General features: G+C 59.6%; 12 protein-coding genes. 5 read left to right on the forward strand and 7 right to left on the reverse strand.

All coding sequences use genetic code 11. The features are described 5' to 3' along the window. Positions 1–14 precede the first annotated feature (14 nt). The 3 genes from GC165_18775 to GC165_18785 are packed head-to-tail and all read right to left on the reverse strand — an operon-like array spanning position 15 to position 3,812. Positions 15–338 (reverse strand): hypothetical protein, encoded by a 324-nt coding sequence (locus GC165_18775; GenBank protein MBI1334916.1) that lies wholly within the window; start codon positions 336–338, stop codon positions 15–17. 10 nt (positions 339–348) lie between these two features. Further along, positions 349–624 carry a DUF433 domain-containing protein gene (locus GC165_18780; GenBank protein MBI1334917.1) on the reverse strand — a complete coding sequence of 92 codons (276 nt, stop codon included), beginning with the start codon at positions 622–624 and terminating at the stop codon, positions 349–351. Continuing rightward, positions 624–3,812: a DUF1553 domain-containing protein gene (locus GC165_18785; protein ID MBI1334918.1), complete on the reverse strand. Its 3,189-nt coding sequence runs from the start codon at positions 3,810–3,812 to the stop codon at positions 624–626. Before GC165_18785 ends, GC165_18780 begins: the two co-directional genes overlap by 1 nt. A gap of 51 nt (positions 3,813–3,863) precedes the next feature. On the opposite strand from GC165_18785, the gene GC165_18790 reads away from it, so the two are divergent. The 5 genes from GC165_18790 to GC165_18810 all read left to right on the forward strand — a co-directional run bounded on the left by GC165_18790 (position 3,864) and on the right by GC165_18810 (position 9,698). Continuing rightward, positions 3,864–6,467: a hypothetical protein gene (locus GC165_18790; GenBank protein ID MBI1334919.1), complete on the forward strand. Its 2,604-nt coding sequence runs from the start codon at positions 3,864–3,866 to the stop codon at positions 6,465–6,467. After that, positions 6,464–6,832, forward strand: coding sequence for a DUF4190 domain-containing protein (locus GC165_18795; protein ID MBI1334920.1), 369 nt, complete (start codon positions 6,464–6,466; stop codon positions 6,830–6,832). The genes GC165_18790 and GC165_18795 overlap by 4 nt, the downstream gene beginning before the upstream one ends. A 6-nt stretch (positions 6,833–6,838) precedes the next feature. After that, the gene (locus tag GC165_18800) at positions 6,839–7,402 is read left to right on the forward strand and encodes an AAA family ATPase (GenBank protein MBI1334921.1); all 564 of its coding nucleotides are present in this window, start codon (positions 6,839–6,841) and stop codon (positions 7,400–7,402) included. A gap of 85 nt (positions 7,403–7,487) precedes the next feature. After that, the gene (locus tag GC165_18805) at positions 7,488–7,877 is read left to right on the forward strand and encodes a hypothetical protein (protein MBI1334922.1); all 390 of its coding nucleotides are present in this window, start codon (positions 7,488–7,490) and stop codon (positions 7,875–7,877) included. Between the two features lie 42 nt (positions 7,878–7,919). Next, positions 7,920–9,698 (forward strand): hypothetical protein, encoded by a 1,779-nt coding sequence (locus tag GC165_18810; GenBank protein MBI1334923.1) that lies wholly within the window; start codon positions 7,920–7,922, stop codon positions 9,696–9,698. On the opposite strand, the gene GC165_18815 is transcribed toward GC165_18810, so the two are convergent. Genes GC165_18815 through GC165_18830 form a run of 4 tightly spaced genes read right to left on the reverse strand, consistent with a single transcriptional unit; the run spans position 9,679 to position 16,736 of the window. Further along, complete coding sequence (locus GC165_18815; protein ID MBI1334924.1) at positions 9,679–10,749, reverse strand: tRNA-dihydrouridine synthase family protein; 1,071 nt, start codon at positions 10,747–10,749, stop codon at positions 9,679–9,681. The genes GC165_18810 and GC165_18815 overlap by 20 nt on opposite strands. Further along, positions 10,688–11,359, reverse strand: coding sequence for a redoxin domain-containing protein (locus GC165_18820; protein ID MBI1334925.1), 672 nt, complete (start codon positions 11,357–11,359; stop codon positions 10,688–10,690). The genes GC165_18815 and GC165_18820 overlap by 62 nt, the downstream gene beginning before the upstream one ends. After that, positions 11,224–14,544 carry a hypothetical protein gene (locus GC165_18825; GenBank protein MBI1334926.1) on the reverse strand — a complete coding sequence of 1,107 codons (3,321 nt, stop codon included), beginning with the start codon at positions 14,542–14,544 and terminating at the stop codon, positions 11,224–11,226. Before GC165_18825 ends, GC165_18820 begins: the two co-directional genes overlap by 136 nt. A gap of 41 nt (positions 14,545–14,585) precedes the next feature. Then, positions 14,586–16,736, reverse strand: a complete 2,151-nt coding sequence (locus tag GC165_18830; protein MBI1334927.1) for a family 20 glycosylhydrolase — start codon at positions 16,734–16,736, stop codon at positions 14,586–14,588. Positions 16,737–17,252: the final 516 nt, after the last annotated feature.

Raw genomic sequence — 17,252 nt, forward strand, 5'->3', positions numbered from 1 at the left:
GTGTCCTTTTTGCGTTAGTCATGGTAGGGGACTTCGCCCCGCGTTCCAGCGGATGCCTGGGCGAGGGCTCTGAGAACCGCGCCCGATCGCTGACGGATCATATCTTGACTCGAATTTGGAACCCGGATTGCGAGAATGATGAGGGGACCCTCGTGGCGATGTTGGTGAAGAATGCCCTTATCCAGGGTCAGTAAGGCGTCGTATTGCTCTCTGGCGAGTGCAAGCAGTTTGCCATTGTTGGTTCCCTTATGCCCGATCAGTTCTAAGTGGTCGACAATGTGTCCGGGTAAGAGATCGCCGAAGTCGAGCGGCATGTTCTCGTCGAGCAGGATGCGCATTGATCGTAGGTTATGCCGCTGGCGGTAAGAGGCCTTCGATGCCAATGCTCGCCAGGTGAACAACTTGCCGAGCAACGTCAAGGTCGATTCGATAGTCCTCGGCAAACTGTTCAAGCTTTTCTCCGCGCTCCACGTAATCGAACATGAAGGCGATTGGGACTCGGGTTCCGTAGAAGCACACAGCGCCGCTCATCCGGTCTTTATCCTGCCAAATGAGGTTCCTGTAGGTTCGCTGAGCGGTCATATGTTGATTATAGTTCGATGGCCGGGAATTCCCAAAATCCATTAGCGTTTCCAGATCACTGAATCGGAGTTGAGGATCGCCTGGGCGACGACGGTCATTGATGCAAGGTCCAAGGGGTCAAGTTTGTCGTTGGGCTTAGAATCGCCCATGTGGATAAGCTTGGTCGCATCCTGTTGCTTGTCGGCGAAGAGCTTGTGCTGTTCGTCGTAGATGGTCGAGAGAATCTTCGCTTCTTGGTCGGTGGCGTGGCGTCCGGCGAGGCGCATAAACATGTCCTGGATTTGATTGGGTCGCGAGGGATTTGACTCGATTGCACGTTCGGCGAGGACCCGGGCGGGCTCGACGAATTGGACGTCGTTGAGAAGAACCAGAGCTTGGAGCGGCGTACTGGTGACGGGGCGACGGACGATACAGGCTTCGCGAGCGGTGGCATCGAAGACGAGCATGCTGGGCACCGGCGTGGTTCGCTTCCAGGTCGAGTAGATGCTTCGCCGGTAGAGGTCCGCGCCTTTGCTTTGGACGAAGGCGGGGGTCATCGTGTTGTTCTCGGTCCAGAGACCGGCGGGCTGGTAGGGATTGACAGGTGGGCCACCGAGCTTATCGTTGAGGAGGCCGGAGGCGGAAAGGGCGGTGTCGCGAACCATCTCGGCGGAGAGCCGCTGGCTCGGCCCCCGAGCGTAGAGCTTGTTGTCGGGATCGATTTTTTGCAGTTTGGCGTCGTGGATGGAGTCTTCGCGATAGGTGGCGGAAAGGGCGATGGTCTTGAGGATCGCTTTGACGTTCCACTTCGAGTCGATGAACTTCTTGGCGAGGTAATCGAGGAGTTCGGGATGGGTCGGCGGGGAGCCTTGGACGCCGAAGTTCTCGCTAGTCTCGACAATTCCGGTACCGAACATCATCTGCCAGAGACGGTTGACGGCGACGCGAGCGGTGAGCGGATTGTTGGGCCGAGTTACCCATTTTGCGAGGGCGAGGCGGTCATTCTTGCCGGTCGGATCGAGGGCCGGAAGCATTTTCGGCGTGCCGCGATGGACCAGCGTTTGCGCGTTGCGGGGAGCGTCGTATTGACCGCGGGCGAGGAGGTAGGCGGGGACATTGTGGTTGGACTCCTCCATGACGGAGATTTCCTGGATGCCGTTTTCGAACTCCGCGATCGCTTTGTCAGCCTGGAGACGAAGGGCGAGGGCGGCGCGATACTCGGGATCGATGGCACCGAGATAGTATTGGAGGAGTTCAGGACGGTGGTTGTCCGGGTCCATCAGGCACCGGATGACGCCGAACTTGCTGTAAATCTGCTCGACCTCGATGGGCGTGAGGCACCGTTCAGCGTAGGCGATTTGGTCGATTTCACCGCCTTTGAAGCCGGCCTCGCGGAAGCGTTGGCCAAATGACCAGTCGCCGCCGCTCGGCCCGAGGTCGCCGTAGGCGTGGATGGTTTTCCAAATTTTGTCGTTGAGGACGGTCGTAGGCGCCTCTTTTCCGTCGATGTACAGCTTGAGCCCGGCGGCGTGGCTAAGGCCGTCGTAGCTCCACGCAATGTTCGTCCACTGGTTGGCGGCGATGGGTTGAGTCGTCTTGATCGCGACGGCATTGCCGGGCCATTGGCGCATGACGCGGGCGGTGAGATAGCCGTCTTCGAGAAGCAGATCGAATCCGCAAAAGCCGACATCGGTTCCGCCGGTGCGGTGCAGAAGGACGGCGGGGCCTTTGACATCGCGCGGGTCCTTGACCCAGAAAGACCAGGTGAAGGGGTCCCAGCGTTCGAGCGATTTGAGCTTTCGGATGATGATTCCGTTGTCGCCGTCGAACTTGAGGGCGGTGCCGTTCTTGCCGGGGACGGTTTCGGGCGATCCGATCAGGTCGCAGGTGACGTCGTTGCTGATTTCGTTTTTGAACTTGCCGCCGACTTTTTCGTCGAGCCAAAACGCGCAGGCATAGTCGCCCATGGCGACGTCGGTGGGCTTGGCGTTTAGCCACTTATCGAACCTCGGTTTCGCTTGCTCGGCGACCTGTTCGAGGTTGTGTTGAGCCTGATCGCGAGCGGTTTCGAGTTCGGCGCGACGGGCTTCCTGTTCCTTGGTGGGAAGCAAGAGCGACGGGGTGGGGACGATTTCGGAGCTGAGGAGCAGACCGTACTCGTCGATGTTGTTGAAATAGGCGAAGAGTTGGTAGTACTCCTTTTGGGAGATGGGGTCGAACTTGTGGTCGTGGCATTTGGCGCACCCGAGGGTGAGGCCCAGCACGGCGGTTCCGAAGGTGTTGACGCGGTCGGAGGCGTATTCAGTTTTGAATTCGAGGGGGATCGAGCCGCCCTCGTTCGATTGACGGTGAAGGCGGTTGAAGGCGGTGGCGAGCCGGTCGTCGCGAGTGGCGTTGGGTAGGAGATCGCCCGCGATTTGGTCGGTGAGGAATTGGTCGTACGGCAGGTTGTTATTGAAGGATTTGATGACCCAGTCGCGGTAGGGCCAAGACGGCATGATGAGGTCGGATTGGTAGCCGTAGCTGTCGGAGTAGCGGGCGGCGTCGAGCCAATCGACGGCGATGCGCTCGCCGAAATGAGGGCTGGCGAGGAGGCGGTCGACGACCTTTTCGTAGGCGTCCGGGGATTTGTCTTGGATGAAGGCGTCGATGTCGGCTTCGGTCGGCGGCAGGCCGTTGAGGTCGAGCGTAACACGGCGGAGCCAGCGGGACCGAGGGGCTTCGGGGCTGGGCGAGATCTTTTCTTGGTTTAGCCGGGCCAGGATGAAGCGATCAATGTCGTTCTTGGGCCAGTTTCCGCTGACTTTGGGTACGGGAACTTGGGCGGGAAGCGGCTCGAACGACCAGCGCTTGCGGTAGACGGCCCCTTCGCGAATCCAACGGGTGAGAAGGTCGATTTCGGCTTTGGATAGCGTTTTACCGCTGTCCTGTGGGGGCATCGGGTCGTCCTTGTCGTTGATGCGCTCGACGAGCATGCTGTGTTCGGGCTTGCCGGGCACGACGGGAAACTTGCCGTTGCGGTTTTCGAACGCGCCCTCGGCGGTATCGAGGCGCATGTTGGCCATTCGGGTGGCGGTGTCCGGTCCGTGGCATTTAAAGCACCGGTCGGAGAGGATGGGAAGGATGTCGCGGGAGAAATCGACCTTCTCTTGGGGCTTGGCTTGGGGCGCAGGGCTCGTGAGGAGTCCGGCTCCGAACCCTCCGACGCCGAGCGTCAGACCGAGCAGTTGGATCAACCTCGAACCAAGCATGGATAGCAGTACTTTACCGTCGGGATGAGGACCATATGTTAGAATCCAACCATGAATCGTTTGGCCCTGTTATTGGTGGCCCTTTTGTCGGCTTCGGCATTCGCCCAGAACGACGAGGCGTACGGCAAGAAGATCAAGGAATATACGACGGAACCGTTCTTCTTGACGGAGTACGTGGACCATCTGCCCGCCAGTTCGCGGGTGCCCAGCCCGCTGAAGTACTTCGGCGACATCATCGGCGCGCCGAACATTCTGCACCACGTTGATGAGATCAACGGATATATGCGGGCATTGGCGAAGTCATCGGACCGAGTGATGGTGCAGAGCATGGGCAAGAGCGAAGGCGGGCGCGAGATGATCGCGGTGATCATTTCGGATGCGGACAACCTGAAGCGACTGAAGCGGATTCAGGAGATTAACGCGACGCTGGGCGACCCGCGCAAGTTGGTGGACTACAAGGGCGACGGGAAGCTGGACGGGGCGGACGAGAAGGCCGACAAGCTGATCCAGGAGGACCTGCCGATTTATTACGCGACGGGTGGGATGCACTCACCGGAATCGGGGCCGCCGGAGATGCTGATGGAGTTGGCGTACCGGTTAGCGGTTGAGGACTCGCCTTACATTCGCGAGATTCGAAAGAACTCGATTGTGATGCTGACGCCGGTGCTGGACGTGGACGGGCGGGACCGGTACGTGGATACGTATCTGTATCGAAAGAAGAACCCGGATAAGCCGGCGATTCCGCTGGTGTATTGGGGGCAGTACGTGGCGCACGACAACAACCGGGACAACATCGGAATGGGGTTGGCGCTAAGCAAGAACCTGGTGCAGACGTGGCTCCAGTTCCACCCGACGGTGCTTCACGACCTGCATGAGTCGGTGCCTTTTTTGTACATCTCGACGGGAACGGGGCCGTACAACGCATGGCTCGACCCAATCACGATCGATGAGTGGCACATGATGGCGTACAACGAGGTCGACGAGATGACCAAACGGGGCGTGCCGGGTGTATGGACGCACGGATTCTACGATGGGTGGGCGCCGAACTACGCGTTCTACATCGCGAATGGGCACAACGCCATCGGACGGTTTTATGAAACGCAAGGCGGAAGCGGGGCGGACACGGGCATCCGAAACATCGGGTCGGAGTCAACGCGAGACTGGTTTCGCCCGAACCCGCCGTTTTCGAGCGTGCGATGGTCGATTCGAAACAATACCAACCTCAGCGAATCGGCGATTTTGATGGGCATGCACAACCTGTCGTCGAACAAGGAGAAGTTTCTTCATAACTACTATCTGAAGTCGAAGCGGAGCGTGCTGAAGCCCTGGAACGAGGGTCCGGCGGCGTATGTGCTCTCGGCCAAGCCGGGGCGGCGATGGAACCTACTGGAGCTGAAGACCCTGATGAACCGGCAGGGGGTCGAGGTGACCTCGCTGACGGAAGACATGAAGGTGGGCGACAAGACGCTGGCGAAGGGTTCTTACGTGGTGCGGATGGACCAGCCGTATTGCCGAATGGCGGACATGCTGTTGGACAAGCAGTACTACAACCCGAGCGACCCGGCACCGTATGACGACACGGGTTGGACGTTGGGACCGCTGTTCGACGTGGATTCGGTGCGTGTGAAGGAAGCCTCGATTTTGGGCAAGACGCGAACGCCGGATGCGGCAGAGTGGGAAGCAGCGAAGCCGTTCCCGGTCGACAAGAGCAAGCTCGGCCGCATTGCGATCGTGCATACCTGGCAGAGCACGCAGAACGATGGTTGGTTCCGCATGGCGTTCGACGCGGCGGGCGTGCCCTACACCTACCTTCCGGTGCAGGCATTGCGCGATACGGCGGACCTGAAGAGCAAGTACGACGTGATCGTCCTGTCGCCGACGGGCGGGAGTGCGCAGAGCATTGTGAACGGCATTAGCAAGGACGGCGAACCGATTCCGTGGAAGCCGCTGGAGGGCTTTCCGAACCTGGGCGGGGTCGATAACTCCGACAATATCCGCGGTGGGATCGAACTGCAGGGAATGATGAACCTGCAGAAGTTCTGCGAAGCGGGTGGGCTATTCATCTGCGTGGGAGACAACTGTTCGGTGCCGATCGATTACGGTCTGGTGAGCGGGGTTTCGATAACGGATTCAAAGGACTTGTTTGCGCCGGGCGGCGTGTTCTTGGCCGAGAATAAGGGCAAGGACAGCCCGATCACGGCTTCGTATGATGCGACGGTCGGCGTTTACTTCTCGCAATCGCCTCTGCTATCGGTGAGCGGCGGTGGATTCCGGCGACGGGGCGGAGACGATGGTGGCACGCGGCCCAGCGGACGGGGCGATTTGACCGACCCGGACGTGGTGCAAGGGCGGCCGCCTTACAAGCCGAAGTCGATGCCGGGCGATAGCGCGCCGACCTCGCCTCGACCGCAGGCGACGGCGCGGCCGGAGGTTTTGCTCCAGTTTGCCGACGCGGATAAGCTGCTGATCAGCGGCGCTCTCGACCATGGCGACGAGATGGCGGGCAAGGCGGCGCTGATTCGGTGCCCAGTCGGGAAGGGGAATGTGCTTCTGTTTGCGATCAACCCGATGTGGCGCGAATCGACTCTGGGTTCTTGGCCGCTGATCTTCAATGCGGCGCAGAACTGGCAGAATTTGAGTTCGGATAAGAAATGAACGACGATCAAACACCAATCGAAGACGGCGGGGTCGTGGTCCCGCCGGTGATGCCTCCGGTTCAACAGACGGCGGCCTACCCTCGGCCCCAGGCGGCCCCGGCCGATCCGAATCATGATCCCATGCGGTTCGTGATTCCCGTCAATCCATCGGGTTTGGCGGTGGCGGCAGGGTACCTGGGCTTGTTTGCGGTTACCTGCGTTTTTGCGCCGATCGCGCTGGTGGTCGGTTTGTTGGCGCTTCGCGACCTGAAGAATCACCCCCAGAAGACGGGTAAAGGGCGGGCGATTTTCGGGCTGGTGATGGGCATCATCGGGACCGTAACTTTGATCGTTATCGGGGTTTTGTCCATCGTTCAGAAGTAGGTTGCGATGCAGACCTTGATCATCGTGACTGGCCACTCCGGAGCGGGGAAAACGCATTTGAGCCATCAGATTGCGCGGCGCTTCGGCTTGATGTGCGTGAATAAGGACGACATCAAGGAGACGATCGGGGACGAGTTTCATGCCTCGAACCGCGAGGAGTCGCGGCGGATCGGGCGGGCGTCTTATTACGTGATGGACCGGCTAATGGATCGGGCTTTGGCGGCACGCTTGAGTTTGGTCGTGGAGAGCAACTTCCCGGCGGATTTCTATACTGACAAGGTGAACGCGCTTCGGGCGAAGTACGGGTTTCAGACGCTCCAGATTTTGTGTTGGGCCGACCCGGTGGTCCTGCTCCAGCGGATCGCAGGTCGAGTGGATCGAGGTGAGCGACATGCGGTGCATGTGGCGGAGCCAGTGGAAGACAGTGGGCCGTATCTGCGGTACTTGGCAGATGGAAAATTGAAGCCGCTGGACATTGGCGGAGAACTGATCGAGTTCGACACGACCGACTTTGGAACGGCAGACATCGAGCCGGTTTGTACTCGCGTTCGTCTGCTCTTGGAGGGTTAATATCGGCGATTCCAACGACGCTTTCTATTACGTCGAGGGGTTTGGGCCGACGGTTGGGCTCGTTAGCGTCGAGAAGTTGAAGACGATGGACCTGGCAGGCAAGCAGGTTCGGCAAGCGGGCGAGGATCGGTATCTGGACGAGCACGAGTTATACGGCATTTTGGGGGTGGCGATTCCGCCGACTCCGTTGACGATTTCAGGCTATCCGCGGCCGATGTACCAGAATCAGCCTTCGCGCGTGTCCCGTTGGGCGGTCGCGGCTGGTTGGTTTGGGCTCGCTTCTATATGTTGTTCGGTGCTGGCTCCGTTCGCTATCTTCTTTTCGTGTATGGGACTGGCGGACCTTCGGAAGCACCCGGAAGCGCATGGCTATGAGCGGGTCTGGATTGGATTTGGATTGGGGAAGTTGGGCATTGTGATGTTTCTTATCCTTTATCGATCAGGTGTTTCTGGCATACGATTTGGCTGCGCTTGACGTTTTGACCTGTTGCAACGGTGGGCGTATAATGCCTTCACCATGCTCGCTGCTTTGATCCTTGGTGGGGTGATTGGCAGAGCGGTGATTTCCCCACAAAATCCGAGTCTGCCCAAGCCGGGCGAGATTACCTACAGTCTCGACGACCAAAGTGTCAACATGAATCACTCCTATTTGGAGTTTAAGTGGACCTATGTGGACAAAGGGCCAATGCTCAACTACGATTTCGACGTGGCTTGCATCAATCGGTGCAATGGCGAGAAGCATTTCGACCACAAGTTCTGCGACTTATCGTGCGACAGTCCGTGTACGATGGGAGTGCACCAGTTTGAGAGCACACCGATTGTCTTCCAGGATGACGAGCAAAGTGCGATCAGGGAGGTGAACCAGGGCGCAAAACAGTTTGGATTTTCGGTCGACACAGGAGGTGGAGTCGATGCCGTCGATCAACAAATTCGCAACACTATCAAGAGTACGTATTACGTTCATGAACAATTTCCCTGCTGGAACCACGCACCCTGTTCGACAAGCTTTAAAGGCTACTTTTGTCGCTTGATCTCGGCAAAGCTAACCTACCAGTTCTATCGCTTGGAGAGTGATGCAACGGGCCGGGAGGTCAAGGTATCGGGACCCGAGAAGACGGTGGATTTGGTTAGCTACCGAGTAGCCGACAAGACTGCGCCCTTCCTGGATTCGGTAACTCGGTGTCTGTGCGACGTGGTAAAGGAAGGAATTCCCAAGGAGCACGCGTATCGTACGGGAGGATTGTTCGAAGAAGAGGGCAACCAGTCGGCCTACGCGATGAAGGACGTCGGCAAGTTTGGGGTGACGGTTTCATTTGCGAGCATGAACAGCTTTACGATGACGGCGTCCAACCCGACCAACATGCCGGTGACGCTGGTGTTGGAGCCGGGCACGATCTGCACACCGGATATGTCGGACCAGCAGACGATGTGCACCACGAAGCGGGTCGAGTTGAGCCTGATGCCGAAAGGAAGCGGGACGGTGATGGTGCCGTTTGGCCCGATGGTTTTCGACCCTTCTTACGAGTCGGCTGAGGGGTACGGCGCGTGCATCAACATGCACAAGAAGATGCCGGACGGGACGGCGAAGTACACGCTTTCGCTATCGGATAATCCGGCGATCGTGCAGTTGGCGGACTTTGCCTCGCACGAACTAATTCAGGGTCCGTGGACGCAGACGCGGTTCTGGATCGTGTCGGACCATGCATCGCTGGACGAGGTTCGGAAGGTGCTGCTGCCGCGCCCGACGGAGGGGATTTACGTGCGGGGGCTGTACGATATCGCCAGCCACACGGACGTGGATTTGACGGATAAGGCTTACCGCAAGTGCATGGAGCCGCGGTTGATCGTGGGGTCGACGATTTCGAGAGACGGCACGGCGTGGTTTGTGCGAACGATGGCGAAGATCGATGCCAAGGGGTTTGGCGATTGGGTGACCAAGAACGCGAAGGCGTTTGCGCCGCTGTTTGCCGAGAAGACGGATAGCGTGGACTTTAAGCATGCGGTGGACGTGGAGTTGGCCCTAGGCGCGAGCGACGATGCATCGCTTCGGGCAGTGGCGCTGGACTATCTGCGAACGGCGGTGCCGGAGGCGAACCGAGCCGACTTCTGCAATGCGGGCGGATTGGACGATCTGGGAATGCTTTTGCAGGACGACGCGCTTCGCGCAAAGGCGTTGGAAGTGGCGGCGCTGTATCCGTATTCGCGGGTGAAGATGCCGCTGTGCAACCTGCCGGCATCGGCTTCCGGCGACGACAAAGCGATGGCGTCTGCGTTGATTAAGGCGCTGAAGGGCTGAGCATCGCCCGGTCGAGGGCGTCGAAGAACTCGTCGAGGGACTGAGTTTGCTTGACGGCGTCGAAGTAGGGGAAATCGCCGTAGAGTTTGGCGATTTTGACCCATTGCTTGAGGCGCATCACGGTGACGTGGGGCGGGCAGTCGGCGTAGAAGTCGCACTGCCGGACGAAGCCTCTGAGGGAGGTTAGCCAATCGATTCTGTCGGGGACGGACTTGCTGGTAAGGCCGAGTTCGCGAGCGGCTTGGAGCGGGAGGAGCGGGTTGGCGAGGGCTCCGCGGCCGATCATGAAGTGGATGCAACCGGTTTCGTCCTGGCATCGGCGGAAGTCGTCGATGGTCCAAATGTCGCCGTTGGCGACGACGGGGATGCTCAGTTGACGGCGGACCTCGCCGACCTTGGGCCAATAGACGGGCGGTTGGTAGCCCTGGACGCGGGTGCGGGCGTGGATGGTGAGCCACTCGGCGCCGCCTTCCTCGGCCATGCGGGCGGTTTCGAAGATGGACTCGATGTTGTCCCAGCCGAGGCGGACCTTGGCCGAAACGGGGATCGGCTTGGGGACGGCCTGGCGAACGGCGGAGACGATCTCGCGGATGCGGGGCGGACAACGGAGGATGGACGCGCCGCCATCGTGGCGATTGACGGTGGGGGCGGGGCATCCGAAGTTGATGTCGATGCTTTGCGCGCCAGCTTTGACGGCAATGACGGCGGACCGGGCCATGCGGTCGGGATCGCCACCGAGGATTTGGACCTGGACCGGCATGCCGGTTGGCGTGAGGCCGCCAGTGAGAAGTTCGGGGACGTCGCGGCGGAAGACCTTGGTGGGGAGGACTTCTATGCTGACGCGGAGGAATTCGGAGACGGCGAAGGAGAAGGCTCCCGACGCGCCTTGGTAGGCGCGCATTGGCGCGTCGGTGACGCCGTCCATCGGCGCGAGAACCAAAGCGGGTTGGTTGGGGCGAATCACTCCGCCCTTCAGTGTACTTAGGTTTCTATTTTTCAGCGAGGAGCTTGGTGACGAGTTGCGAGACTTCGCCCTCGCCGTTGTGGCCATTGAAATTCATTTCTCCGACCCACGAGCCGCGGACACGGCCATGCTTGTCGACCACGTAGAGGGTGGGCCAATACTCGTTGTTCCAAGCACGCCAGTTCTTGTTTTCGGGATCGAAGAGGACGGGGTACTTGATGCCGTACTGCTTGACGGCCTTTTGGACGTTGTTGAAGTCGCGCTCGGATGGCAGTTCGGGGGTGTGGATGCTGACGACTTGGACGCCGCGCTTTTGGAAGGTATCGGAGAGGCGCTGGACGGCGGGAAGGTTGTGCTTGCAGTTGATGCAGGCGAAGGTCCAGAAATGGACGAGCGTGATTTTGCCGCTCCGCGAGGCGATGGTGATCGGGGCGGCGGTGTTGAGCCATTGACCGCCGATGAATTCGGGCGCGGGCTTCATGGTTTGCTGTCCGAGAAGGACGAGGGCAAGACTGGGGATCATGGTTTCAGAATGCGGTTCTCGTCCGTTTAGTTCCAGTGTTATCGAAGAAATTTGACGGGGCCGAGGAGGCCGGATGGTTGGAGAGTGGATGACGGTTGGTAGGGGTTCCAGGTCGTGTGGGTGATGCGCTGATCGGCAGGAAGTTTGGAGTCGCCGATGAGGCGGTTTACCCATAGGTTGGCGACGGTGATTTCGAGCACATTGCCTTTGGATTTGAGGACGCCAGACGGGACAGAGAGCCGCCACGGGGCGCACCAGGCGACGCCGAGGTCGCGACCATTGAGGCGAACGCCGGCGATGTTTTTGACCTCGCCCAGCGAGATGGCGGTCGCCTTTTGCCAGGAGGTTGGGGCGTCGAACTGCTTACGGTAGATGGCCTTGCCCGAGTAATACTTGACGCTTTCGTCGGTCGAATGCGACCAGTCCATTAGGCTCGTCTCGATGGATTTTTTGGGGCCACCGAAGGTGGGGTCGAATTGGACTTCCCAGTTGCCAGTGAGGGTTGAGATGGGTGTGTAAGTCGGGAAATTGGCCTTCGCGGCTTGTGGGGCGGGTCCGGGAGTGAAGACGACGAAGCCGCTTTGCAGGCCGTCGAGGGAGACGGGGATGGTGGTCGTTTGGCCGGAGCGACGGAACGTGGGCAGAGTGCGGCGTTCGCCGGTCATCGGGTCCCACCACTGAGGCGAACCCTTGGCGATGCGGAAGGAAACGTTGCCGTGATAGGGTTTTGCGCTTCGGTTGGCGATGAAGTAGGCATCGACAGACCCGATTTTGCGGTGGCAGTAGCGGAGGGCGTCGCCGGACTCGATGTCGGGAACGACGCCGAGCTTTTGGCGAAGGATGCGCGAGGTGAAGTCGTAGCTCGGGTACATCGGGTTGAACGGGAACGAGTTGGATGAGAGATTCCAGGGGCTCATTTTCCAGTCGCCGAGGACTTTGGGTTTGTGGGGCGAAGGGAGGACGGTCCAGGTGTCGTCGGTGCGGACGGTTTGCGTTGTGCCATCGGTGAAGGTGATCACGAGGTTGGCAATGACGCCCGCGGGGTTGCTACCGGTGCCGACATTTTTGGCGTCGATTTGAATTTGGTTTTGGCCGTGCAGGATTTTGTCGGCGACATCGCTAACCTGGACACGGTTGAAGTCGGTCCCGCTGGCGACGTGCATCCCATTGACGCGGACAAGGATTTCGTTGTCGCCGGTAACGGAAAGGGTGGCGGACTGGATGTGCTTGCCGCGAGGGATGGCGAATGAGCGTCGGAAAACTTTGCTGGCGACGGGGGCTTCCTTGGCAGGGTCGCCTTCATCGGCCCATATCCAGTTCGCGCCTTCGAGGGTCGAACTGGATTGCTGGGGGACAGGGTCCTTGATGATGGCGTTTTTGCCGTTCCAGGCCGAAGCGGCGAACCAGCGAACCTGGTTGTCGCATTGCGGGAAGTCCGTGAGGCTAGGTGAGCGGTCGGGAGCGTTGCCGATGATGGTGACGCCCTGGTCCTTCAGCTCTTTGACTTTCTGCATGAGTGCGGGCGTCATAGTTTTGACTCGCGGGAGGACGAGCAGACGGTAAGACATGCCGTTGGGGAGGACGATGCGACCGTCCTTGGCGTGGGCTCGGTTGAGCAGGACGCTGGGGGCGCAGGCGTCGAAATTGTAACCTCGGCGGTCGCCCATTTCACCTAATAACGCGGACGGCGGAGCTTGGAAAACGTTCGGGGCGCCCTCGGGAAGGAGGTAAAGGACGTCGGCGACGGGGAGACCCTGGCGAAGCAGTTCCTGGCATCGGGCGATGTATCGGTGGTAGGGGGCGCTGAGGTCCCACCAGGTTTGGGTGCGCTCCCAATGGACACCGTAGGGACCCATGGTCATGCCGGGAAACTCGTCGAGTTTGGGCTGATGTTCGTACCGATGGAAGACGAATTTGTTGATGCCGGCGGCGAGGGCCCAGTCGCCCTGCTCCTTCATGGAGGCGGGATGTTGGAGCCAGGCGTCGCGGTCATCGGAGGTGAAACTTTCAGCAGCGACGACGGGCCTACCGTTGGTGTGGGCGACGGAGGACGCCTCGATGCAACTGTATTCGCAGGGGTAGCCGTAGCCTTTGGACCAAAACTCGCCGGAGGGGATATCGGCGGTTGTGCCGAGTTCGAGATCGGCGGTCGGGTTCATGTCGTAGGGCTCGACGGTGAGGTTTAGGCCGTATTGCCGAGCCTTCTTCTTGATCGTGCCCATGTGGTTTTGCTCGACTAACTCTTGGGCGGTTTGCCGGAGGTCCCACAGGAAACGCTCGCTCGCATCGATGTTGTCGACGACCTTGCCGGCCATGACCGGTAGGAATGGAACGGGATCGTAGCCGCGATGCTGTTTGAAGAGCTCCCGGAAGTGGGGCGACCAGTTTTGGGATCCCATCTCCCAACTATCGAAATGCAGGCCGACGAGGCCGAGGCCCGGTTCGTGATTTGGTCCAGCAGCGGCGACAATGGAATCGACGTAGGTTTTGAGATGATCGTCGATGCCAGCCGTTTCGAACTTATCGGTTTCGAAGCCGAGACCGGCTTCGGGGGCGGGGCGGGTGGTTTGCCCGGTGAGGGTTCGGCCAAAGCGGAGAATGGTCCATTTGCCCGCCGGAACCTGCCAGCGCAGAGTTCCATCGGACTCCATTTTGTCGGAGATGTCGAGCACCTTTTGGGAGTCAACGATGGCATCGAGCGGGACCTGCTGGTCGCTGGGGAAGATGTAGGGCTTGACTCCAGGTGAGGACGAGAAGGGAGCGCGGTAGACCAACGATTTCTCGTCGAGGCCGGAGATCGGGTTGTCTTCGTTGACGGCGGGGATGGCGAGTACGACCTCGTCTCGGTAGTAGTTTTGCCACTCCTCGCGGAGGTCGCCTTCGAGCGTATTGACTCCAAAGAATGGGTTTCGAGGCTTAGGTTTTGGGAGTACGCCTTCAAAGGTGGTTGGGCCTTGGACTTGAGTTTCGCTCGACACTAGGTGCTGCATGGCATGGTCGGGCGTGACCCAAGGTCCGCCGGTGCCGCACCAACCAGGGCCGGTGCCAAGCGAAATCTGCATGCCGAGGCGGTCGGCTTCGTCGATGGCGTAGCCGACCATCGACTTCCATTCGGGCGACATGTATTGGACGGGACCGCGGGGGATGCCGATGTTGACTTCGAGGAAGATGCCGCCGCCGATGCCGACTTTCTTCATGGCTTCGAGGTCGGCGGTCATGCCCTCGCGGGTCATGTTGCCTTCCATGAAGTACCAGTAGACCCAGGGGCGGGCAGAGTCGGGCGGAGTCTGGAAGTTTTGGTAGAGAGCGGATTCTGACTGACGATGGAGGAGCAGGGCGAGCCAAATCGTCGTCATCATTTTCAGAACACCCTACCCGACGGGGTGGGCAAAATGTGTGCCTACTTGGCTTCCCAGACGCGAAGTTCAACGATATGGACTGAATCGTTGGCGCTACCTTTCAGCATATTCGCCTTGACGAAGCGGATGGGCCGGGCCTCGAATTTATGTTCGTCGCCTTGGGCGGTCGCGGGTGTGGTGTTTTTGCTCCGGTCGACGAGGGTGGTCCAGTTCTGGCCATCCGGGCTGACGTCGATGGTGTATTGGTAATAGCGTTTGCCGTCCCAGTAGGGGAAGAGCTCGATGCGATCGACGGAATAGGTTTTGCCGAGATCGACGGCGAGCCATTGAGGCGCGGGACCGGCCCACCAACTCGAGGTGAGGTCGAGGTTGTCATCGACGGCGAGTTGGGGTTCCTGAGGATGTTGGGTGCCGGACGAACTGTAAACCCGCTTGTTGGTGGCCAGGTTGGGCTGTTTGGGTGGCACAAAGTAATAGGTGGTCGAGGATTCGAAGCTCTTGGATTGGCCGTCGAACACGGCGGCGCGGATGGTGGTGGTTTGCGAGACGGCGATGGCGGAAGCGTATTTGGGCGAATCGGCAGTCGGCGGGGTGCCATCGATGGTGTAGCGGATGTCGCCTTTCTTTTTGGTGGCGAGTTCGACGGTGATCGGTTTGGAAAAGGTGGGGATGTCGAAATCGTCGGGCCCGGGCTGATCTAGCCCAGTGGCAGTGAAGTCCACGGGCGAGATGAGCAGGCCGAGAAGTTCGTCGGTGTGCTTGAGGCGGGTGGCGAAGTCGTCATAGCCTTCGTTGAAGGCGGGATTCCAGATGCGTTCGGACATGGCCGGAACGACGCGCCGAAGGTTGGTGATTTCGAGATATTCGGGCTGTTCCCAGGCGCAGATTTGGGCGCCGAGGATGTTTTTGCGATCGGTGGCGGCGACCCAGCCGGTGGCGGCGTAGACGTTGGAGAATCGGCCGAACATTGCCGGGTTCCACTCATAGACTTTTTGGGGCGACCAGACGTGCTTGTTGACGACGTAAAGCGGAGTCCATGCTGCGTTGATGACGGTGTAGCCGTCAGCGAGGAGGTCGGTCGGCTGGTAGTAGGCGGACTCGAATTCCATGACGAGAACGTCCTTGGGGATCGGGAATTTGGAGTCAGGATTTCGGGTGAAGCCCTCCCAGGCGATGAGTTGTTTGCCGCGCTTTTTGACCATGTCGTCGACCTGGCCGATGAAGTGGCGGAACAGTTCACCTTGGGATTTTGGGGGAAGGTCGAGTTGTTTGAAGGCGGCCTGGAAGTCGGCGTTTTGGTCGGCGTAGGTCATGTCGGCTTCGTCGCCGCCCATGTGGAAGTAGGGCGAGCTTTTGAAGACGTCGCAGACTTCGCCGATGAGAGTGTCCACGGCTTCGACGGCCTTGGGGTTGGCAAAGTTGATGGTCGAGCCGTGTTCGTACGGCTTGGTGCCGGCGATTTTGAAAAGCTCGGGCATGGCGCGGACGAGGGCGGCGCTATGGCCAGGTAGATCGATTTCCGGCACGATGGTGACGGCGCGGTCGTCGGCGTACTGCACGAGGTCTTCTAGCTGTTGCCGGGTGTAGGCGGGTCCGCCGTTTTGGGTGTCCTGGTTGATCTTGGGGAACGCTTGGCTCGGGAAGGTGAAGGCTTGATCGTCGGATAGGTGGAGTTGGAGGTAGCGGGTTTTGTAGAAGCGGCAGAGTTCGACGCACTGCTTGAGGGTTTCGATGCTGTGGTACTTGCGGGCGACGTCGATCATGAGCCCACGATAGGCGCTGGCGGGCTTGTCTTCAATGACATTGAGGGGTAGGACGAGGCCGGTTTTGAAGGGGCGGACGACCTGGAGGAGGGTGGCGGTGGCCATCGCGACGGCCTGGTAGGAGCCGCCTTCGATGATGGCGTGGGCGCCGATGGTGAGGTGGTATTCCTCGGGAGCCATCGTTTTGTCGATTTTGAGGCGGATGGTGCCGGATTGCTCGGTTTCGACTTTCCAGGTGACGCCGAAGGCCTCTTTGGCCTCGGCGGCGAGGACGGGGCCGATTCGTTCGAGCCCCTTTCCGCAGGAGATGGTGGTCTCGGTGGGGAGAAACATTTGGGCCGCGCCTTGGGAGGCGAGCGGGGGCATTGGCACGACTTTGGGTCGAGGGGAGGTTTGCCAAGCGAAAAACAGAGCGATCGTGGAGATCACGGTTTTAATTTACAACTTTTTTGAGTTGGGAGTTGGGAGTTGGGAGTTGGCCCCGATGAATCGGGGTCTTCGCCTCGCTACGAGAGTTGGGAGTTCGATGTTGTCTATCCCTCGGTTCAATTCTCTCACCCTCCACAACATTCCTGCCTTTGTGGCAGTCATCGTTGCGGACCCTCTTTCGCCAAGGGGTTGCCTCGTTGCGCGGAGATTGCAATTTGGATTTTAGGTGGGGAGGACCGATCGTCCATCGGGAAGGCGGCCACAGTCGTCGTCCTTGGGTCAAGCCTTCGGCTGGGCTTCGCCCGGGTCGTCCCGATATTTGGGACTCCCTGGATTTTGACTGTTTTCGGATAAACCCCGGGGTGCAAGCACCCCGGGCTCGTGTCTTAAACTCTTTGTGATGGTCCTCCCGAGGACGCTCGGGTGGTGGAAGGTGAGCACGTCCTGGGCTATGTGTTTTGAACCCGCAACTTAGATATGAGGCCCCTTCCACCCAGTCGCCTTTCAAACCCGCAC

This window comes from Armatimonadota bacterium (assembly GCA_016125185.1).
Lineage (GTDB): Bacteria > Armatimonadota > Fimbriimonadia > Fimbriimonadales > Fimbriimonadaceae > Fimbriimonas.

Coding starts and splice junctions, on each gene's coding strand:
- GC165_18800 (MBI1334921.1), top strand. CDS start 6,839: ATGCAGACCTTGATCATCGTGACTGGCCACTCCGGAGCGGGGAAAACG.
- GC165_18810 (MBI1334923.1), top strand. CDS start 7,920: ATGCTCGCTGCTTTGATCCTTGGTGGGGTGATTGGCAGAGCGGTGATT.
- GC165_18815 (MBI1334924.1), bottom strand. CDS start 10,749: ATGGCCACAACGGCGAGGGCGAAGTCTCGCAACTCGTCACCAAGCTCC.
- GC165_18795 (MBI1334920.1), top strand. CDS start 6,464: ATGAACGACGATCAAACACCAATCGAAGACGGCGGGGTCGTGGTCCCG.
- GC165_18805 (MBI1334922.1), top strand. CDS start 7,488: ATGGACCTGGCAGGCAAGCAGGTTCGGCAAGCGGGCGAGGATCGGTAT.
- GC165_18790 (MBI1334919.1), top strand. CDS start 3,864: ATGAATCGTTTGGCCCTGTTATTGGTGGCCCTTTTGTCGGCTTCGGCA.
- GC165_18785 (MBI1334918.1), bottom strand. CDS start 3,812: ATGCTTGGTTCGAGGTTGATCCAACTGCTCGGTCTGACGCTCGGCGTC.
- GC165_18780 (MBI1334917.1), bottom strand. CDS start 624: ATGGATTTTGGGAATTCCCGGCCATCGAACTATAATCAACATATGACC.
- GC165_18775 (MBI1334916.1), bottom strand. CDS start 338: ATGCGCATCCTGCTCGACGAGAACATGCCGCTCGACTTCGGCGATCTC.
- GC165_18820 (MBI1334925.1), bottom strand. CDS start 11,359: ATGGGTAAACCGCCTCATCGGCGACTCCAAACTTCCTGCCGATCAGCG.
- GC165_18825 (MBI1334926.1), bottom strand. CDS start 14,544: ATGATGACGACGATTTGGCTCGCCCTGCTCCTCCATCGTCAGTCAGAA.